Here is a 20585-nt window from a genome sequence, read left to right on the forward strand (position 1 = left end):
CCTACTGTACTAATGAAATGGTACCCGAGGCCGGACTTGAACCGGCACACTCTTACAAGCGAGGGATTTTAAATCCCTTGTGTCTACCAATTCCACCACTCGGGCAATGTGGAGGCGGGTCCCGGAGTCGAACCGAGGTAATCGGATTTGCAATCCGGTGCATGGCCACTCTGCCAACCCGCCTTATTTCATCAACTACGAGTAAGGTAGTATTCCTTAGATTTTTCTCTTAAAGAGAAATTGGAGCGGCTAACGAGACTCGAACTCGTGACATTCACGTTGGCAACGTGATGCTCTACCAGCTGAGCTACAGCCGCTTCATCTGCTGACTCCCTGTCAACTGGAAACGCATTCTACATTGAAAAACTTATGAGTCAACCCTTTAATATCAATTTTATTTCGACTGCTCAAAAAGCGACTAATCTGGTGTTTTTTTAGCTAAATATGCCCTATTTTACGACTAATTACTTACTTAACTCTGGCCAAGCCGCTTTAAAATAAATCACCATCGACCAAAAAGTAAGCACTGTGGCAATCGCATAAAAACTAAAAGCAGCAAAAAGTAATATTTCATGCGGAAATTCAAATAAAATTAACGGTATATCATAAGTTGGATACCAAATTAATCCCATAATACCTAACATTTGTGCCGCCGTTTTATATTTACCCATTTGCGAAACAGCAATTATGTCTCTTTTACCGCGTGAAGACATAAACTCACGTAAGGCACTGATAAATATTTCACGCGCGATCATTAATATCGCCGAAATCGAAATCCACCACACTTGTAAGTCTTGGATCAGAATAACTAATGCCGCCACCACCATTAATTTATCTGCAACGGGGTCAATAAATGCCCCAAATGCCGACGATTGATTAAGTTTTCGGGCTAAGTAACCATCAAGTGCATCACTAACAGCAGCGAACCAAAAGACAACAAACGCGCCAAAATGATTCCACGATACCGGTAAATAAAATACCACGATAAAAACCGGGATTAACACAATTCTAAATAATGTAATTTGGTTGGGGATTGTCCACATAATATGTCTTATATTCTTATCGTTAACTGATCAATATTGAATTGAGCTTAAGCTCATTGAATGAATAAATACGTCAATGGGCAATATAGACATTTTACACAGATTGAAGACTAATTGTCATGCAAGGCGTCATAAATATTTTCCGCCAACACTTTACTCACACCAGGCACTTTTTCCAACGTTGCTCTATCGGCCTTTAAAACTTCTTGTAAGCCACCCAAATACTGTAAAAGTGCTTGCCTTTTCTTAGCCCCTATTCCTGGAATGCTCTCTAATGTTGACTTTTTACTGGCCTTTTGTCGTTTTGCTCTGTGCCCTGTTATCGCAAATCGATGAGACTCATCGCGTATATGCTGTACTAAATGTAAAGCCGGTGAGGTGGCAGGCAACGATATTAATTGATGACTACCCGCTAAAATTAATGTTTCAAGCCCAGGCTTTCTCGACTCACCTTTAGCCACACCAACCAATAACGGTGTTTTTACTTGATCAATGCCCGCAAAAAAATCTTCAGCCTTGGCTAACTGCCCTTTACCACCATCAATAAAAATAATGTCAGGCATTTTTTCTTCACTGGTCACTTTGCTATAACGTTTATCTAAAGCAAACGCCATAGCGGCATAATCATCGCCAGGGGTAATACCATGCACGTTATAACGTCGATAATCGCTTTTTAATGGCCCTTCTTGGTCAAACACTACATTTGACGCCACCGTTTGTTGTCCCATAGTGTGGCTAATATCAAAACATTCAATACGTGATATACCATTGGTTAATTCAAACACTTCATTTAACGCTACAAATCTCGCCTGCATTGACTCTTTATGAGAGTTCCGCGTCATTAAAGCGGTCGCCGCATTCGTACAAGCTAATTTAAGATACTGTGCACGCTCAGTGCGCACATTATGCGACATCTTTACATCATGCTCTGCTTGCTCACTAATAACCTTAACAATCTCTTGCTGACTTTCAATCGCCTCAGGAATAATAATTTCTTTTGGGATAGCGCCTAAATTCAAATCATTACCAATATAGTGTTGGCTAATAAAAGCCGCAATTATTTCCGCATCACTGGTATCTACCGGCACCGTCGGAAAATAACTTTTACTGCCTAATATTTTATGCTCTCGAACAAATAATAAATGGATACAAGCTTGAGATTTATGACGATGCAACCCTATTACATCCATTTCTGCAGCCGAGCCACTGACAAATTGCTGCTGCTGCACTTTTCGCAAGGTAGCTATTTGGTCTCTATACTTTGCCGCATGCTCAAAGTTTAAGGTTTTACTGGCGTGCTCCATGTTCTCAACCAAATGCTCAATCACTTTGTTGCTTTTACCTTTAAGAAACAACTTAGCTAGCTGAACTTGCTTTTGATAATCACTTGGCGATATTTTATCAACACAAGGTGCAGAACATCGGCCGAGTTGATGCTGCAAACAGGGGCGACTTCTGGCTCGGTAATAACTGTCTTCACACTGTCTTAGTGGAAAAAGCTTTTGCATAAGGCGCAAGCTCTCCCAAACAGCACCTACAGTCGGGTATGGGCCAAAGTAATCGCCTTTAACCTTTTTACCGCCACGGTGTAAGCCTAATTTTGGATGTTTATGATCGGTGATCAATAAGTACGGGTAAGATTTATCATCACGCAGTAAAATATTATATTTCGGTTGGTACTTCTTAATATAATTGTTTTCAAGGATCAGCGCTTCACCTTCCGTATGGGTAACGGTAACGTCTATAGCAGATATTTGTTTAACAAGAGCGCGAGTTTTATTACTACCAACATCTTTGCGAAAATAACTCGCCAGACGTTTTTTGAGATGTTTAGCCTTACCAACATAAATCACCGTTTGGGTTATATCGTACATACGATAAACCCCGGCTTGTTCGGAAACGGCGGCTAAAAAGGCTTTATGATCAAATAAAGTTTCATCATTTGATAAGATTTTCTCAGACAAGGCTAAAAAACTTCAGTTTTCAACATACCATGACGAATAGCTAAATGCGTTAACTCAACATCATTACCCACATTAAGCTTTTCAAACATACGGTAACGGTAACTGTTAATCGTTTTTGTGCTCAGTACCAATTGCTCAGAAATATTAGGTACTTTTTCGCCCCGAGTGATCATCAACATAATTTGTAGTTCGCGTTCAGACAAACTACTGAAAGGATTTTCATCTGGCGATTTAAATTGGCTTAACGCCATTTGCTGGGCAATTTCTGGTGTTATGTAGCGTTGGCCACTGTTAACAGCTCGAATCGCATTAATCATCTCATCAGGGCCAGCCCCTTTAGTCAGATAACCTGCGGCGCCAATTTGCATAACTTTTGTCGGAATTGGGTCCTCGCAATATACCGTTAACACAATAACTTTTACATCGGGTGCATAACGTATAATTTTTTTCGTCGCTTCTAAGCCACCAATACCTGGCATGTTCATATCCATCAGAACAACATTAGGCTCAATTTTACGACAAAACTGCACGGCTTCCTCGCCTGTCTTGGCTTCGCCAATTACCTTAAGTCCTTTTACTTCGTCCAGTATTTTTCGTATTCCAGTACGAACCAACTCATGGTCATCAACTAACAAAACATTTATCAACGTAGGATTACCTTATGAATACTTTATAAAAAGTAGCGGAGTTAAGACAAAATAATATAGCGATTGCGGCTTTAACACAATCTAAATTCAGCTTTTTCAAAAATTTAGTCAACTCAACCAAGCTAATTGAACGCACTAATTATAGGTCATTTTTATTCAGCCAGTTATTTAATAAGCCAATTTGACCATTTTTATACGCCGCATAAGTCAATCGAACCGCATTACTTAAAATAATACTGTCATTCCATTTTGTTTGATCGGCAATCAATTCGTAGCATTTTTGTGCTTCAGGAGAGAGATAACCACGCATTTCTTTCTTACCACGATCTTTTTGTCGTTCACGATAACGTTTTTGTTTCTCAGCATTAGTTAACGCTTTCTTTTTAATATTCATCAATAACTTACCTAGTTTAAGTTTAAAACACCATCGGTTACGCATAACCAATTCTGTCAAATTTAACCGCAATTGTTAAGTAAAATATTGAATTATTTAACTGTTCGGAGTTGTTTAGCGTACAAGTGTTCGCTAAAGTAACGTCTTTGAAATTATTAATAAATCTAAGTGATCACATGGAACAACAAAATTCGTTCTCGAAAGAAGACCTAGTAAAAGCTGGTACTGGTGAAATGTTTGGCCCCGGTAATAGTCAATTACCCTCTGACAATATGTTAATGATGGATAGAATTGTTAGCATCACAGACGATGGCGGTGAGCATGGTAAAGGCGAAATTATTGCTGAACTAGACATAACCCCTGACCTTTGGTTTTTCGATTGTCATTTCAAAGGTGACCCGGTAATGCCAGGTTGTTTAGGCTTAGACGCTATGTGGCAATTAACAGGCTTCTTCCTAGCATGGTCAGGCGGCCCAGGTCACGGACGTGCTTTAGGTGTAGGAGAAGTTAAATTCACTGGCCAAATTTTACCAACAGCTAAAAAAGTAACTTATAAAATTACGTTAAAGCGCGTAATTAAACGTAAATTATTTATGGGTATTGCTGACGGCACCGTATCTGTAGACGGCCGTGTAATTTACACAGCAAAAGATTTAAAAGTGGGTTTATTTACCGATACCACTAAGTTCTAATTATTATTGTTTAAGGTGTGTAACCAATAATGTAGGTCGGGCTTCAGCCCGTCAAAATGACGGCATAAATACCGACCTACAAAAATAACGACACCATAAAATAAAAAGCCAGCATTCAAGCTGGCTTTTGTGTCTCTAATATGACTAAAAGTCTTTTAATCTTTATACCAACCCTCCACCCAAAAGCACTAAAAGGGTATTTCACCACCGAGTGAAAGCAGCTAAAAAAGTGCAAAGAAAACCCCTTATCAACGAATTTCACTAATTTAACGAATTAAACATCTTTATCTCTAATTAGGGTAATTCGCGTAATTCGCTGACAATCCCTAAAAAACATAAAGATATTTCACCACCGAGGCACAGAGGGACTTCGTCCTACACCGAAAAATGACAAGAAAAAACCATAATCAACCAATTGCCCTAATTAACTAAAAATCTTTAATTCGATAAATTAGCTGACAAATTTTTATATTTCTCTCATTCTTTCCTCATTCACTTCTCCCTGTGAATAAATATGTTTAAATTTCACCCTGTATTGTTTTAGCCCTTATCGGTGAAGCCTTAAGCGCACATTGCCTCAGTGATAGAAGCCCAAAAACGAAAAAAGCCAGCAGTTACGCTGGCTTTGATTTATTCTTTGTTCACAACATCGTAATGCTATGAATTAACTATTAGCAATGCGCTCATCTACAACAGCAATCGCTTGATCAATTCTAGCCAATACTTTTTGTTGGTCTAACAACGCTAAAGTAATATCTAATGAAGGCGAATTACCACCACCAGTTGCAGCAACACGTAAAGGCATACCGACTTTACCCATACCTACTTCAAGTTCAGTCGCCGTATCATTAATCGCGGCATGTATCGGTGCTGCTGACCAATCAGTTAACGCGGCTAACTTCTCTTTTACCAACAACAATGGCGCTTTAACTACTGGGCGTAAGTGTTTTTTAACAGCACCGGCTTCAAGTTCAGTGAAATCTTCGTAAAAGTAGCGACTAATTTGTGCCATTTCTTTTAACGTTTTAACACGATCTGCCTGTATTTTAACTATTTCTTCAAGTGCAGGGCCATTTTCAACATTAATGCCCTGCTCTTTCATGTGCCATTCAAGATGAGTAGCAACATAAGCCGGATCTAATGTTTTCATGTAATGCTGATTAACCCAAATAAGTTTATCAGTATTAAAACCTGAAGCTGCACGGTTACAATCTTTAAGGTCAAATAATTCAATCATCTCTTCGCGAGAGAAAATTTCTTTATCGCCATGTGACCAACCTAAACGCACTAAATAATTAAGTAGCGCTTCTGGTAAGTAGCCGTCATCACGATATTGCATTACACCAACCGCGCCATGACGTTTAGATAAACGCTTGCCGTCATCACCTAATATCATAGGAATATGAGCATATTCAGGTACAGTTGCACCTAAGGCGATTAAGATATTAATTTGTTTTGGTGTGTTACTAATATGGTCATCACCACGCACAACATGGGTAACTTTCATATCCCAATCATCAACAACAACCGTTAAGTTATAAGTTGGGGTACCGTCTGAACGCGCAATAATTAAATCATCAAGTTGCTCATTACTAATCGTAATGTCACCTTTAACCATGTCTTTAATAACAACGTCGCCGTCTAACGGATTTTTAAAACGAATAGCATAAGGCTTATCTTCTGGGTAGTCAGTACGTTCACGCCATAAACCATTATACTTCTCAATTTCACCCTTCGCTTTAGCTTCCTCACGCATAGCATCTACTTCTTCAGCGGTGCTATAACAACGATAAGCATTGCCAGAAGCAAGAAGCTGCTCAATAACTTCTTTATAGCGATCAAAACGTTGAGTTTGAAAGTAAGGCCCATGAGTCCAAGGTAAATCTAACCAATTCATGCCGTCCATAATGGCGTCAACAGAAGCTTGTGTTGAACGCTCTATATCAGTGTCTTCAATTCTAAGAATAAAGTCACCGCCATTTTTTTGCGCATAGAGCCAGCTATATAAAGCAGTACGAGCACCACCAACATGTAAGTATCCCGTTGGGCTAGGAGCAAATCGAGTTGTTAAAGTCATAAAAGTCTCAATGAAATATATCTATTTGTTTAAATGAATAAATTAAACAAAGGTAATTAAAAAAGTTGCGGCATTTTATCAGGCAAGCGAAGTAAATACACCTTTTAGCATGTTAAATTTATTAGCTATCGGTAATGATAAACAAAAATAAAGCACACAAAACCATCAGTCTGCCGAAATTTAAAGCATTCAAGCTAAATAGTTAAAAAAAATATAAAAAATTACTGACTTTAGGTTGACAGCTTTTTCGATCTCCCTATAATACGCCCCCACAGAGAAGGACGATTAGCTCAGTTGGGAGAGCACCGCCCTTACAAGGCGGGGGTCACTGGTTCAAGCCCAGTATCGTCCACCACTTCGTTTGAAGTGAGGTAGATAATTTAGCGTTGGGAAAGAAATAAGGTCAACACCTTCTACTCTTTATCACCCGCGCCGAATCACTGGTTAAAGCCCAGTATCGACCACCATACTTCTCTGGAAATAAAGTTTATTAAAGATCGGACGATTAGCTCAGTTGGGAGAGCACCGCCCTTACAAGGCGGGGGTCACTGGTTCAAGCCCAGTATCGTCCACCACTTTATATAAAAAGTACTATTTAATAAGTTTAGTAGATCGGACGATTAGCTCAGTTGGGAGAGCACCGCCCTTACAAGGCGGGGGTCACTGGTTCAAGCCCAGTATCGTCCACCACTTCTTTGCCATAAAGAAGTCTAAAATAAAATGGACGATTAGCTCAGTTGGGAGAGCACCGCCCTTACAAGGCGGGGGTCACTGGTTCAAGCCCAGTATCGTCCACCACTTTTATTTTACAAATACTAAATACCTAAATATCCTAACATCTAATATCTAAAAAAGTTAAAGCACCTTCTAATCTTTATCACCCGCGCCGAATCACTATTTCAAGCCCAGTATCGTCCACCACTTTTATTTTACAAATATCTAAACATCTAAATATCCTAATATCTAATATCTAAAAAAGTTAGAGCACCTTCTACTCTTTATCACCCGCGCCGAATCACTGGTTCAAGCATAGTATCGTCCACCACTTTTATTTATATAAAAAAACCACTAAAACAAAAATAGTTAAAGCACTTTCTGCTCTTTTACCCGCGCCGAATCACTCATTTAAACCCAGCACCATTCATCAATCTTATTAAAAAATTCAATCCAATCATTACTGTTTGTATATGATTCATAAAAAACTAAATTTTTTATTACAATTAAAGCTACAAGGTTTAACTAACATTGTACCTAAAACCTAATAAATGCTAGTTTTGTGCTAATTCGACCTAAATAGGATTTTCGCGTGTTTAAACATTTATTTTCTTTGGGCTTCTTATTAATCATCAACTTAAGTTATGCAACCGAACAAAAGCCAGCAACTCAAAAACCAAACATTATTGTCATTATGACTGATGATCATGGTCAGTGGGCGTTAGGTGCATACGACAAACGCATGAAAACGCCTAATTTAGATTATTTAGCCGAACAAGGGGTGATATTCGACAATGCTATGACGCCAGCCCCTGTTTGTTCTGCCGCTAGAGCTAGTTTTCATACCGGAAAAATGCCCTCACAACATGGTGTTTACGACTTTTTATCTGAAGGTAAAGGTTACGACAATAAATGGTTGGTCGGAGAAAAGTTTCTTGGTGAAAGGTTACAGGAGAATGGCTATCGAACAGCATTATTTGGTAAGTGGCATGCTAATGAAGCTAGCCCAAAGCCCGTCGCAGGCTTTGATCACTGGCTAAGTTACGATGCGTTAAAAGTAGGTTGGAAAAACCAATACCAACACCGTGGCAATGTTTCTTTTTCACAAAACGGTAAACCTGTTGAATATACCGGGGTACAAGCAAGGTTTTTAACCGCTGAAGCGATTAACTTTATCGACCAAGAAAATAACAAACCCTTTTTTATTAACTTAAATTACGTTGAACCCCACGCTCCTTTTGAAGATCTTCCAGAGCGGCTTGTGAGTCATTACCGCCCAATTGCGCTTGAGATGATCCGCGACGGTGGTAATTCTGACCTTATGCTTGGCAGTAATTATTCATCAGTACCCAAAAACCATCCTGAAGCCCTGGCACAATACTTAGCAGCAATTAGCCTTATCGACGAACAACTTGGTCATATTATGGATGCTTTAGAGGGACGCGATTTACTAAAAAATACCGTTATTGCTTTTGTATCTGATCATGGATTATTAATGGGTCAATACGGCTTATATGGTAAAACTAATGCTTCATTCCCGTATAATTTTTATGAAGAAACCATACGTATACCTTTTATTGTTTACGGACCAGAATCTATTATCCAAGGCAAACAAACCCGTGGTGAATTTGTTGATTTATTAGATTTGCATAATACAATTTTAGATTTGGCAGGTGACAATACTTTCACCAAACAAGCAGGCCCGGGACGCTCAATTAAAGCGTTGTTAAAAGCAGAGCGTGTGAGTAATTGGAAGCGCTACCAAATAATTGAACGCGGCAATGCGCGTATGATCACCGATGGCCAATGGAAACTGGTACGTTATTACAAAAAAGACGCTAGTGTTATTGATCATTGGTACGATTTAACGCATCCCATGAAAGAGCGATTTATAACTGAGCCCCCTCGTAAAGCAATTCAATTGAAGATGACAGCTGAGCTGGAAGCGTTCTTCGAAAAATATAGCGACCCTGCTCATTCAGGTAAAAATATTTGGCAACAGCCGAGACCTAATTTCAATAGTGAAAACCTGATGAATCAATCTTTATGGCAATAGCTTTAATTATAATGTGCCTTACTCATAGCTTCTAAGGCGTAGTTTAATTGCTTAGAACGAGACTCTGATATCGACTTAATACGGTGTCAGAGTATGCTTAGTAAAGCCAAATATTGAGCGGGTTGGTAATTAAAATAGCCAGTACAGTACTAATGTATTCAGCACACACGACAGCGCTAATGAACTCAGTTATAATCCTTTTTTATTTAAATTTTTAAAGATCACCATGACTGACATTATTAATAATATTGATGTTTCAATACAACCTATCGAACTTTGTAAACTTTTAAAAATTGCCAATATGGTTAGCGGCGGTGGCGAAGCTAAAATAGTGATCAGCGAAGGTTATGTGCTATTAAATAACGAAGTTGAATTTCAAAAACGTAAAAAAGTCTACCATGATGATATTGTGGAATTTAATGGTGAAGTTATTCAGGTTAATGTAGTGAAACTTGATAAAGAAGATTTGCCTGTAACTACGAAAAAACAAACTGAAAACACCCTTAAAAAGCAGAATGCGTTTAAGAAAACTAAGAATAAAAAAACCAAAACCGATAACCAGCCACAAGCTGTTCAAGTAAATGATGCTCCCCGCTCAAAGCGAAAACCTATCTCTTTTTAAATACGACTTTATATTTTATCACTGAGATCTCTTTGTCTGTAAGGGATTAAAAGATTAAAGACTCTACCACTGAGTTCTCTTTGTTGTAAGAGATTAAAGACTAAAAGACTCTACCACCGAGGCACCGAGGCGCTGCGCGCTACACCGAGGAAAGATTAGTGACTAGGGACTTTATTGTAAGACCTTACCCTAATATTTTCTGCTCTTCTCGGTGCAGGACGAAGTCCCTCGGTGCCTCGGTGGTGAAATATCTTTGTCGTGTTTTTGCTTTTAGGTTGTTTTTTAAGGATTGTCAGCGAATTACGCTAATTTTCCGAATTAGGGATTAAAGATGTTTAATTCGTTAAATTCGCTGATAAGAATAAAGTAGGGTCAGATACTGAGCGATCCCCACAAAATATCAGAGTCTCTCAATGATATAAGCTCCACCAAATAAGTGGAGCTGCCTGACCGCTTTTAAAAACGTCTTTATCGTTAACTTTGCATACCTGTCCGCAACAACGCGCAGTCCAATAAAATGCAGCGATAGTATTGTGTCACTCTTCAAGCTGTTAGCTTGGTATTGCCTATGTTTATTCTCATTTTTTGTCGCTAATCCTATCGCCATTAATAACCAGTGCGCAATGCTTGATAATAGAATGAGTATGGATAATCTACTCGTTTTAGTTGTTTTATTGTACTCAAATCCTTGCCCGAATTGATGACTTTTCATATCTCGAAATCCTTCTTCAATTTGCATACGTAAACGATAAATTTTCATGACTCGTTTTGCTAATTGTTTCCCCTGTGGCAACGATGTAGCCAATAGCCATGGGTCGTTTCCTGACTTTCTATAAGTCTTTGAGGTTTTTGATTTCCTCGGTGCACCTAGTTGATTCATATCTTTTCTTCCTTTCTTTTTCTGCTTATAAAGTACTAATCGACATTTCAAAGGATTGCTTCTGGCAATGGTCCCAGAATAAGACGTCGGACAGGTGGTTGCCCGTTTGTAAAAATGGGTAATGCTCTGCCAATTTGAATCATCTAAACTATAGAAGTTCGGCAAACGTGCTCTTCCTACATAATCCCAGCCCCTAGCTGATACCGATCGAAACCAAGGTGTTTTAAATCCTGCATCACTGACAATAATAGGGCAGCAGTCTTTATCGATAACCTTTGCTAAATGGCTCAAAAATTTAATGTGCGTTTGGGGTTTTTCTTTAGTGCTAATGTCGTGCACTTCTTCATAAACACATATACCTCTTCCATGTGACGCTAAAGTAGCGCGCAGTAAGAAATGGCCTTTATACTCATCTAAATCGGACCAATCGACTAAGATAATCGGCCGCTTGGCTTTGCCAACCGTGTATTTGGCGAGTTCTTGGTAAATAGAAAAGGACTCATTTTGTAAATTGGTGTTAGATAACAATCTATCAGCGCGTTTTATCCGGTGCTTTTCTTTTGCTTTAGAATTTATTCCTCTACCAAGGTTAGTCACCGTGGCTGAGGCACCATTTAATAAGCTATCAACTGAACTTATTAATGAAGTTCTGCGACGGGCGTGCATTTTAGGGGTGACAAGCGTAATTGTTTTCTTCAAAATAGAGCGGACATTCATGGCGTTTCCTGGTTGTATTTGTTTGGCGATAGATCTGATCACTAAACGTCATGAATGTTCCCTGCTTTTTAAATTATTTTATTGATTCTTATCGTTTATTTGTGGGGATAGGTCAGTATCTGACCCCACTTTATATATTTTACGGTAAGATCTTACCCTAATGTTTCTGCTCTTCTCGGTGCAGGACGAAGTCCCTCGGTGCCTCGGTGGTATAATTACCTTTGTCGTGTTTTTGCTTTTTGGTTGTTTTTTTAAGGATTGTCAGCGAATTACGCTAATTTTTCTAATTTTCCTAATTTTTCTAATTTTCCTAATTTTCCTAATTTTTCTAATTAGGGATTAAAGATCTTTAATTCGTTAAATTAGTGAAATTCGTTGATAAGGGGCTTGCTTTGCTCTTTTGCACTTTTTTAGCTGCTATCACTCGGCGCTTTCATTGTGTTGTGTTCATTCTACAGAAATCACTGCTCGTTATTTACCACTATGCCACTACAATCCTACCTTATTCGATTGGCCTCTTGGAATGAGCTAAAAATGGGTTTGTTATCGCTATTCATTGCATGAATATATTTTGGATAAAAAAAAGCGATAATACCGCAGTATTATCGCTTTTATTATCAATTAGCTAACTACACGCCAATTTAGTTTTTTAAGACATTAGAACGTTACGTTTACGCCTGCGAATGCTCTACGGCCTACTAGGTCGTAAATCGCGTTAGCTGTGTAACCTGGTGCTAATTTGTCTGTTAAGTTTCTGATACCAGCACTTACTGAAACATTGTCATTTACTAGGTAATTAAATGATACGTCATGTGTTGTTACAGAACCAATATAGGCAGGAGATGTATCTTCTGCTGTGTCGCCTGTTGGAGAGATATCTAGCGTAAAGCTACGTTCGATAAAACGTGTTGACCAACTTACTACTAGGTCATCAATTTGGTAATCTAAACCGAAACGAAGTTGTAAACCTGGGTCACCTACTTCGCCATCTTGAACGTTTATTTCGTCTGGACGGTCTTGGAATTCAAATTGTTCTAGTTCAAGTAATTTACTTACCATTAGGTTAGTTTTTAACTCACCAGCAAGGTCAAAAGCACTTAGGTCTGTTTTGTATCTAAATACAGCTTCAACACCTTTAGTATTTAACGCTGCAGCATTTAAGTAACCAGAACGAACAAGTTCAATATCGTTAGTTGTTGGGTTACGGTCAATTTGACTACAGAAACCTTGGTCTGGACTACCTGTTGCATCTACACAGTTATCAGCAACATTTTGTGCTGCAACAAATGTAATCGCATCAGTAATTTCAATGTCATAATAATCAACCGTTACTGAGAAGTTCTCAATAAACGAAGGTGTCCAAACAAAACCAGCCGTCATAGACTCTGAATCTTCAGATTGTAAATCAGGGTTACCGCCTGAAAGTAAATCTACAGATACGTTATCGTTTGCTTGGAAGTCAGCAGGAATGCCTAAAGCAGCACAGTTACCAGCGCGATCTGGATCGTCTGAAATGTTATCTGCGTCACATGGATCGCTTACACGTGCAAAACCTGGAGAAACTGGATCAAAGGCTTCTGCAATGTTTGGCGCACGTACGGCTTCACCAATAGTACCGCGAATACGTAAATCTTCGAACGGTGCATACATTAAACCAACTTTCCATGCTTCTGCTTTACCCGCATGAGAGTAGTCAGCTGTACGGAATGCAGCATCAATAGTTAATTCGTGTGCGAAGTCCATATTAGCAAGTAATGGTAAGCTTACTTCTACGAAGAATTCAGAAACGTCGTATTCACCGTATGCATCAGGTGAAGCAGCACTGGTTAAGAAGCCACGCTTAGTAAATTCGTCTGTAATTGACTCTGAAGACTCTTCACGGTATTCAAAACCAGCAGCAAAACCGATACCGCCACCTTGTAACTCTAAAAATTCTGCTGTATCAAACGAGATTACACCACCAACAAATTCTTGTTTGATAGTATCTTCACGTGTTACATCTGCTGATACATAGTCACGCGCTTCTTGCGAAGAGTTTTGACCAAATGGGTTATAAGCAACACAGTTATTACCATTTACAGAAGCTGGATCTTCGTAATCATCACCTTGGGCACTTGGCACTTGGCTACGACATGCTGCTGCGCCTGTATCCGGGTCAATTACTGAGTCAACCGCGGCAACAAAGTTGTCAGGTATTAAGTCATTAAGTGTTTTACGCTCGTTAGTTGTTTCACCGTTAACGTAATACAATTCCCAATCCATAGCTGTGTCGCTTACTGAGAACTGACCTTCTAAACCGGCAGTGTATCTGAATAAGTCACGACGGTTAGCCGCAGATCGGTTACCAAGCTCATCGAAAAACTTAGCCATACCTACGTTAGTTTGGCCCGCGTCTAATAATGTTTGACGTAAACCGGCATCTAAAAATGCATTTTCTTCTACATCAATAGCAATGCTACCGAATCTAAAAGACGGTTGGAATTGTTGTACTACGTCTGAACGAACATATTTAAAATCACTGGTGAATGTGATGTTATCAGTAAGGTCATAGCTTAATGTTGAACCTACGTTAATTTTCTTAACACCTGGTGAATAGTTTTCGTAATCTTCGCCATTGAAACAGTACTGACAACCGTCAGGGAAGTTACCAAAAGCAAAACTGTTCGTTAATTCACGTTCGGTTTGAACAATAGGTTTACCTGCAGCGTCAAAAACGTAACGACCGGCAGCGCCGCCAAATGGGTTAATAACACCATTTGCATGGATCATTTCTGATGATACATTTCGTTTTCTCAAACGATCTGGAATACCGTCATCTTCACCGGTGTCGTCTGGATTTGCTACTGTTCCCCAACCTTCAAATTGGCGAATATCTGCAGACATTACTTCACCCGTACGTTCAATACCGGTAAAGAATGTTAAGTTACCTTTACCATCAGCAAAGTCTGTACCAGCTAAAATGTTAAATGTATGGTTACGCTCATTTACACCTTCAGTAGACTTAGTACCCGTTAAGTTTGCAGTAAAACCTTCAAAGTCTTTTTTCAAGATAACGTTAATTACACCTGAAACCGCGTCTGAACCGTAAATAGCAGAAGCACCACCAGTGATAATTTCAACGCGTTGAATAAGTGCGGCAGGAATAGTTGATAAATCAACCGTTGATTCTCCTGGCGTCCCAGCTACATGGCGTTTTCCATCGATTAACACGAGTGTTCTAGCTGAGCCTAAACGACGTAAATCTGCAGAACTTGTACCTGCTGCAGCATTACTATTATTGTTACCAATCAACGTGTCTGTAGAACCAATAGCCGGTAATTCACTTAAAATGCTACCTAAGTCTGGTGAGCCAAACTTAGCAATATCTTTAGCGTCAAGTACGATAACTGGCGTTGGTTGTGAAAGTTCGGTACGAGCAATACGTGAACCTGTCACTGCAATGCGTTCTACTTCGCTGGTTTCTAGGCTGGTTACTTGCTCTTCGAAAGCTACAGCAGGCATAGCAATTACGCTGCCAAAAATAGCTAGAGAAATAGCTTTTTTAATTTTTGTAAATTCTCTCATGATTCTCTCTCGTTTTTATAAAATGTATCTTGAAATTTTTTAGTGTTTTAGTGTTTTTAAATAAATCACAAAAAATATTAATAGAAATCAGCTTAAAACTGATAGCTAGCATTGAGATTCTTGTTGATACTAACATTGAACTTTACAATTTTGAAACACTATTTAACAAGCTTGTAACATATATGCAAAATATAATGTAAAGATATCAATCCAGATTTTGTCTATCACACAACAAGCTAATTGTTCATTTATTAAACAAAAATAAAATTTATACTGGCTTAATTTCTAGACCATAAGAAAGATTATTTGGCCCAATTAGTTAAAGTAATGTTAATTTATTTATGCGGTTTTCAATAATATTTAGCTATTGGGCAATTTAAACCTTTTGTGGCTGAAACTGCCCTGCTAGAATAAGCGCCATATTTTATGCTCGCTTACTAATGGAATTTTTTCTCAATGCGTACAAGCCAATATTTACTTTCAACCTTGAAAGAAACCCCTGCTAGCGCTGAAGTTATCAGTCATCAATTAATGTTACGTGCTGGTTTAGTGCGTAATGTCGCGTCAGGTTTATATACTTGGTTACCGACAGGTTTAAAAGTACTACGTAAAGTTGAAAATATTGTTCGTGAAGAAATGGAACGAGCCGGCGCATTAGAAGTGTTAATGCCAATGGTTCAACCAGCCGATTTATGGGAAGAGTCAGGACGTTGGGAAGATTACGGTCCTGAGTTATTACGTTTAAAAGATCGTCATGACCGTGCTTTTGTTTTAGGCCCTACGCATGAAGAAGTGATCACCAAACTGGTTGCCAATGAAATTAACAGTTACAAGCAACTGCCATTAAACCTGTTTCAAATTCAAACAAAATTCCGTGATGAAATTCGTCCTCGTTTCGGCGTCATGCGTGGCCGTGAGTTTTTAATGAAAGATGCTTACTCTTTCCATTTGGGCGAAGCGTGTTTGAAGAAAACCTATCAAGCAATGTTTGATGCTTACTGTCGTATTTTTGACCGTTTAGGCCTAGATTACCGCCCTGTTATTGCTGATACTGGCTCTATTGGTGGTGAGGCTTCGCATGAGTTTCATGTGTTAGCTGATTCTGGCGAAGACGATATTGCGTTTAGTGATGGTTCTGACTTTGCAGCCAATGTTGAAAAAGCAGAAGCTTTAGCACCAAGCGGTGAACGCCCTGCTGCAACTCAAACCTTAGCTGAAGTTGCCACACCTAAAGTACGCACAATAGAAGATTTAGCGAAGTTTTTATCTGTTGATGCAACAAGCACAGTTAAAACATTATTGGTGTTAGGTAGAGCGACTAAAGAAAACGAAGCACCTATTGTTGCGTTAGTATTACGCGGCGATCACCAGTTAAACGAAGTTAAAGCTGAAAACTTAGCACAAATAGCCTCACCGTTAACTTTTGCGACTGAAGAGCAAATTTTAGCTGCCGCTGGTTGTAACGCGGGTTCAATTGGCCCGGTTGGTTTAAACATTGATGTAATTGTTGACCGCAGCGCTGCGCATTTAGCAGACTTTGTTTGTGGTGCTAACAAAAATGACCTGCATTTAACTGGCGTTAACTGGGATCGTGATGCTCAAAACTATAGCGTTGCAGATTTACGTAATGTGGTTGCAGGTGATCCTAGCCCTTGTGGTCAAGGTAACATTGAAATTAAACGCGGTATTGAAGTGGGCCATATTTTCCAATTAGGTGAAAAATATGCGCAAACCATGAACTGTGGCGTATTAACAGAAGCCGGTAAAAACCAAATTTTGACTATGGGTTGTTACGGTATTGGTGTTTCTCGTATTGTTGCTGCAGCGATTGAGCAGAATCACGATAAATACGGTATTAAATGGCCTGCAGCAATAGCCCCTTATCAAGTAGCGGTTGTGCCAATGAACATGGCAAAGTCTGCTCGTGTTAAAGAAACAGCAGAAGCGTTATACGAACAACTGCAAACCGCTGGCATTGAAGTCATTTTTGATGATCGCAAAGAGCGCCCTGGCGTGATGTTTGCTGATCATGAATTAATGGGCACACCATTATTGCTTGTTATTGGTGAGCGCAACCTAGACAACCAAGAAATTGAAGTGAAGAACCGCATTACCGGTGAAAAATCGATGCTAGCCATCAGCGATGTTATGTCTTTATTCGCTTAATTATTTGGTTATATAACTTAGCGCGTTAAACTGAGCTCGTTAATTTAAGATATTGAGTTAAGTTAAAGAGTTAAGCTAAACGTTTAGTTAGATAATTTACCCGTAAATAAAGTAATAAAAATAAAAACGGCTTTGCAGCACTGCAAAGCCGTTTTTTTTTGTGTTGTTAACAGTTATTAAAGTTATTAACAGCCATTAAGTTACGTGCTGACAGGTGCTTATGCGTGAGCGTCGGCTAATGAACACCTTGAATTTAAATCGTACTCAGGTTTGCATTATATTTATATTCTTCTAGTATTGTTGGTGTTGGCAACAACACCAAGCAGGATGCTGGGTTATGGATACTTCAGGATGAAGTGCGGTGGCATGGAGCCACTACAAGGACGAATAAAACAGGGAGTGTTGATCATGGATGATTTCCTCTGTTTTCCCCCACAAACTTTCTCTACACTTTATTAAGTTTTACGTTCCAAGGTAATAATGCGTTAATGTCGAGTGTTGAGTTGGTTAATTGCTCAAGGCAATGCATGAGATAATCAAACGGGACTAAATCATTCGCTTTTGCTGTTTCTATCATCGAGTAAAGCATCGCACTGGTGTTTGCGCCATTCGCGGTGTTTGAGAATAACCAGTTTTTTCGACCAATCACAAACGGTTTCACGGCACGCTCTGCACGGTTATTGTCGATACTTAGCTCACCATTTTCAATATAACGACTGAGTTTATGGCGTTGATTTTTACAGTATTGAATAGCCTTACCTAAGGCTGTTTTGGGTGGCACGTTGGCTTTTTCTAACCATTGATAAAACTGTACGAGTATAGGCTTAGCTTTTTCCTGGCGCTGTTGATACTTTTCCTGCGCCGTTTTATCTTTTATTTGTGTTTCTAATCGATACAGCTTTTGAATATGGCTCAGCGCCATATTCGCCTTACCTGTTTTTCCTTTTGGTTGTGCGATGTCTGCTTCTTTAAATTTTCGACGCGCGTGTGCCCAACACCCCGCGAGGGTTGCTTGCGTTTTTTCATAACCCGCATAGCCATCCACTTGCAAATAGCCCGTATATCCATTGAGATAATCAACCGGACATTGCCCCGCACGACTAGATTGATAATCAAAAAGCACAATATTAGGCACATCACTGTGCACAGGCGTATCACTGCCCGTGCAGTAGAGCCACATATAGCACTTAGCTTTATCTTCATTAATCACGTTAAGCGTGGTTTCATCCGCTTGAATAACATATTGCTGTAAGAGCGTTTTCTTTAACTGTTCATAAAGCGGCTTAAATAGTTCGCTGCATTTCATCATCCACTCGCTCATCGTCTGCCGGCTTAATGCAATACCGTATTGCTTAAACAAGCTTTCTTGGCGATAAAGCGGCAATGCATATTGATATTTACTGGTGATGATTTGACTTAACAATGACGGCGTTGCAAACCCTTTAGGTATTGGGCTGAGAGGGACACGTGCACTTTTAACGTGCGTGCTAACACCTTCTTTTTCACATGTTCGACAACTGTATTTGAGTCGTACATGCTCAATCACTTTAACTTTTGCCGGAATAAACTCAAGCTTCTCACTGCGCGATTCACCCATAGGATGCAATGACTCACCACAGCAGTCACAGGTCTTTTCTGTGTCGCTTAAATCATGAATTATAATTTCACGCTCAAGCGTTTTAGGGAGCTTTTGTCTCACCGGTTTTTTCTTAACAACTGCAGGGGTTGACTCAACCGTTGCTAAAACCTCATCAAGGACGACTTCGACTTCATTAAACAAATCACCTTGTGCAGGATGACCTTCACTTCGCACACCAAAGCGTTGCTGTTGAGCAAGGCGGAACTGCTCCTCCAGAAACTGCAATCTCGCGGCCTGGTTAGCTGATTGCTTACGCTCAGCCAACAGCATCGCTTTGAGCTGTTCAATGTTATTGGGTAAGGATTGCGCGTCATCATTCATGGACTTATTTTATCAATAAATCACACTAACTTGTTGGCTTTATTAAGATTATTTCGTGATCAATAAATGCTGCTTATGATCACATGTTATAAGGCAACCGTGTCATAACGAATAGCTTGATGTCCCAGCACATCAAAGCCGTTAAACAGCCAATGCAATTGCTGCTCAGATAAATCAAGTGATGTTGAAGTAAGTTTATTGGGCCATTTAAACTTGTCTTTTTCAAGCCGTTTATACCACAAAGCAAAACCGGTTTTATCCCAATACAACACCTTAAGTTTATCTCGCCCTTTATTGCAAAACACAAAGACGCTGCCGGTTAGCGGTGATACTTGCATTTGTTGTTCAACAATCATGACTAAGCCATTGATAGATTTTCTAAAATCAACGACGTTACGATAAAGATAGACCTCTGGCACATCAACAAACATTTTCATTGGGATAACCCGCTAAGTAACTTATCCATAATGGCCTGTGATGTACTACAAAGTAGCGGTAAATCAGCAAGTGGCATGATGAGTTTTATGTTTTGCATGAGCTGATTTATCAGCTGTATCGTGTGAAGGGAAATAATGTGGCCTTGGATGACGCTGCCTTCATCACGTTGTGTGAGGTCCATTTCGCTGTGCGTACAAAGGGATGCCTGATGTAAGTAAGTCAAGCGATTACATGGCGGTTTAGCTAAACCAAAGGTGTTTGTTTTATCAACGGGGTACTGGCAATCATTAAATACTTTGTGTGTCATAAGTTACTCCAAAATTAAATTGAAACAACTGTAAGGTGAAAAGCGACTAAATATAATGTGCTATTGGGCAGACGCTCACGCTTATGCAGTGTGTGGTGCTTGTTTTTTTGTAGGTCGGACTTTAGTCCGTCAACCGCTATGTAGGCTAATGAACCTAATTTATCCCTACACATCGTCAGCGGTATGTTTTCGCTAGGTATTTATGGCTAAAACGTTTTAAGCGGTTAAATTTCATTTAACTTGATGGACTAAAGTCCAACCTACAGAGGACTTACCGGCGCTTATGCAGTGTGTGGCGCTTGTTTTTTTGTAGGTCGGACTTCAGTCCGTCAACCGCTATGCGG

General features: G+C 39.4%; 14 protein-coding genes and 7 tRNA genes. 8 read left to right on the top strand and 13 right to left on the bottom strand.

From position 1 onward, the window contains the following. Positions 1–18 precede the first annotated feature (18 nt). The 7 genes from A3Q33_RS19305 to A3Q33_RS19335 form a co-directional block, all read right to left on the bottom strand. Positions 19–105, bottom strand: a tRNA-Leu gene (locus tag A3Q33_RS19305). Positions 106–109: 4 nt separating this feature from the next. After that, a tRNA-Cys gene (locus A3Q33_RS19310) sits at positions 110–183 on the bottom strand. A 58-nt stretch (positions 184–241) separates the two neighbouring features. After that, a tRNA-Gly gene (locus A3Q33_RS19315) sits at positions 242–317 on the bottom strand. A 147-nt stretch (positions 318–464) separates the two neighbouring features. Continuing rightward, complete coding sequence (gene pgsA / locus A3Q33_RS19320; protein ID WP_094122833.1) at positions 465–1043, bottom strand: CDP-diacylglycerol--glycerol-3-phosphate 3-phosphatidyltransferase; 579 nt, start codon at positions 1041–1043, stop codon at positions 465–467. 110 nt (positions 1044–1153) lie between these two features. Continuing rightward, positions 1154–2917 carry an excinuclease ABC subunit UvrC gene (gene uvrC, locus A3Q33_RS19325; RefSeq protein WP_231295873.1) on the bottom strand — a complete coding sequence of 588 codons (1764 nt, stop codon included), beginning with the start codon at positions 2915–2917 and terminating at the stop codon, positions 1154–1156. A gap of 92 nt (positions 2918–3009) precedes the next feature. After that, entirely contained in the window at positions 3010–3654 is a 645-nt protein-coding gene (uvrY, locus tag A3Q33_RS19330) for a UvrY/SirA/GacA family response regulator transcription factor (protein WP_081181537.1), read from the bottom strand. 139 nt (positions 3655–3793) lie between these two features. Further along, positions 3794–4048, bottom strand: coding sequence for an anticodon-binding domain-containing protein (locus tag A3Q33_RS19335; RefSeq protein ID WP_172820659.1), 255 nt, complete (start codon positions 4046–4048; stop codon positions 3794–3796). A gap of 176 nt (positions 4049–4224) precedes the next feature. Between A3Q33_RS19335 and fabA the strand changes: the two genes are divergently transcribed. Further along, positions 4225–4740: a bifunctional 3-hydroxydecanoyl-ACP dehydratase/trans-2-decenoyl-ACP isomerase gene (gene fabA, locus A3Q33_RS19340; RefSeq protein ID WP_081153845.1), complete on the top strand. Its 516-nt coding sequence runs from the start codon at positions 4225–4227 to the stop codon at positions 4738–4740. Positions 4741–5404: 664 nt separating this feature from the next. On the opposite strand, the gene gltX is transcribed toward fabA, so the two are convergent. After that, complete coding sequence (gene gltX, locus A3Q33_RS19345; RefSeq protein ID WP_081181540.1) at positions 5405–6817, bottom strand: glutamate--tRNA ligase; 1413 nt, start codon at positions 6815–6817, stop codon at positions 5405–5407. 279 nt (positions 6818–7096) lie between these two features. On the opposite strand from gltX, the gene A3Q33_RS19350 reads away from it, so the two are divergent. The 6 genes from A3Q33_RS19350 to A3Q33_RS19375 all read left to right on the top strand — a co-directional run bounded on the left by A3Q33_RS19350 (position 7097) and on the right by A3Q33_RS19375 (position 10209). Next, positions 7097–7172, top strand: a tRNA-Val gene (locus A3Q33_RS19350). Positions 7173–7316: 144 nt separating this feature from the next. Continuing rightward, positions 7317–7392: transfer RNA gene (locus tag A3Q33_RS19355), tRNA-Val, on the top strand. Positions 7393–7431: 39 nt separating this feature from the next. Continuing rightward, positions 7432–7507 (top strand) — tRNA-Val (locus tag A3Q33_RS19360). Between the two features lie 32 nt (positions 7508–7539). Next, positions 7540–7615, top strand: a tRNA-Val gene (locus A3Q33_RS19365). Between the two features lie 508 nt (positions 7616–8123). Beyond that, positions 8124–9587 carry a sulfatase family protein gene (locus A3Q33_RS19370; protein WP_081181542.1) on the top strand — a complete coding sequence of 488 codons (1464 nt, stop codon included), beginning with the start codon at positions 8124–8126 and terminating at the stop codon, positions 9585–9587. A gap of 226 nt (positions 9588–9813) precedes the next feature. Beyond that, on the top strand, positions 9814–10209 hold the full coding sequence (locus tag A3Q33_RS19375; protein ID WP_081181545.1) for an RNA-binding S4 domain-containing protein: 396 nt from the start codon (positions 9814–9816) through the stop codon (positions 10207–10209). A gap of 400 nt (positions 10210–10609) precedes the next feature. Here A3Q33_RS19375 and A3Q33_RS19380 read toward each other — a convergent pair whose 3' ends face one another. Next, positions 10610–11848 carry an IS4 family transposase gene (locus tag A3Q33_RS19380; protein ID WP_231295619.1) on the bottom strand — a complete coding sequence of 413 codons (1239 nt, stop codon included), beginning with the start codon at positions 11846–11848 and terminating at the stop codon, positions 10610–10612. 615 nt (positions 11849–12463) lie between these two features. Beyond that, entirely contained in the window at positions 12464–15370 is a 2907-nt protein-coding gene (locus A3Q33_RS19385) for a TonB-dependent receptor plug domain-containing protein (protein ID WP_081181549.1), read from the bottom strand. A 456-nt stretch (positions 15371–15826) separates the two neighbouring features. On the opposite strand from A3Q33_RS19385, the gene A3Q33_RS19390 reads away from it, so the two are divergent. After that, positions 15827–17536, top strand: coding sequence for a proline--tRNA ligase (locus A3Q33_RS19390; RefSeq protein WP_081181551.1), 1710 nt, complete (start codon positions 15827–15829; stop codon positions 17534–17536). Between the two features lie 445 nt (positions 17537–17981). Here A3Q33_RS19390 and tnpC read toward each other — a convergent pair whose 3' ends face one another. From tnpC to A3Q33_RS19405, 3 genes are all read right to left on the bottom strand, one after another. Further along, complete coding sequence (tnpC, locus tag A3Q33_RS19395) at positions 17982–19496, bottom strand: IS66 family transposase (RefSeq protein ID WP_081177979.1); 1515 nt, start codon at positions 19494–19496, stop codon at positions 17982–17984. Between the two features lie 86 nt (positions 19497–19582). Beyond that, on the bottom strand, positions 19583–19933 hold the full coding sequence (gene tnpB, locus A3Q33_RS19400; protein WP_081177981.1) for an IS66 family insertion sequence element accessory protein TnpB: 351 nt from the start codon (positions 19931–19933) through the stop codon (positions 19583–19585). Then, entirely contained in the window at positions 19930–20241 is a 312-nt protein-coding gene (locus tag A3Q33_RS19405) for a hypothetical protein (RefSeq protein WP_081177983.1), read from the bottom strand. Before A3Q33_RS19405 ends, tnpB begins: the two co-directional genes overlap by 4 nt. Between the last annotated feature and the right edge of the window lie 344 nt (positions 20242–20585).

The sequence above is a fragment of the Colwellia sp. PAMC 21821 genome (genome assembly GCF_002077175.1).
Taxonomy (GTDB): domain Bacteria; phylum Pseudomonadota; class Gammaproteobacteria; order Enterobacterales; family Alteromonadaceae; genus Cognaticolwellia.

Bases quoted from the DNA above. Each gene is read 5' to 3' on its own strand.
- pgsA (WP_094122833.1), bottom strand. From the start codon at position 1,043: ATGTGGACAATCCCCAACCAAATTACATTATTTAGAATTGTGTTAATC.
- uvrC (WP_231295873.1), bottom strand. From the start codon at position 2,917: ATGTACGATATAACCCAAACGGTGATTTATGTTGGTAAGGCTAAACAT.
- A3Q33_RS19335 (WP_172820659.1), bottom strand. From the start codon at position 4,048: ATGAATATTAAAAAGAAAGCGTTAACTAATGCTGAGAAACAAAAACGT.
- fabA (WP_081153845.1), top strand. From the start codon at position 4,225: ATGGAACAACAAAATTCGTTCTCGAAAGAAGACCTAGTAAAAGCTGGT.
- gltX (WP_081181540.1), bottom strand. From the start codon at position 6,817: ATGACTTTAACAACTCGATTTGCTCCTAGCCCAACGGGATACTTACAT.
- A3Q33_RS19375 (WP_081181545.1), top strand. From the start codon at position 9,814: ATGACTGACATTATTAATAATATTGATGTTTCAATACAACCTATCGAA.
- A3Q33_RS19385 (WP_081181549.1), bottom strand. From the start codon at position 15,370: ATGAGAGAATTTACAAAAATTAAAAAAGCTATTTCTCTAGCTATTTTT.
- A3Q33_RS19390 (WP_081181551.1), top strand. From the start codon at position 15,827: ATGCGTACAAGCCAATATTTACTTTCAACCTTGAAAGAAACCCCTGCT.
- tnpC (WP_081177979.1), bottom strand. From the start codon at position 19,496: ATGAATGATGACGCGCAATCCTTACCCAATAACATTGAACAGCTCAAA.
- tnpB (WP_081177981.1), bottom strand. From the start codon at position 19,933: ATGAAAATGTTTGTTGATGTGCCAGAGGTCTATCTTTATCGTAACGTC.
- A3Q33_RS19405 (WP_081177983.1), bottom strand. From the start codon at position 20,241: ATGACACACAAAGTATTTAATGATTGCCAGTACCCCGTTGATAAAACA.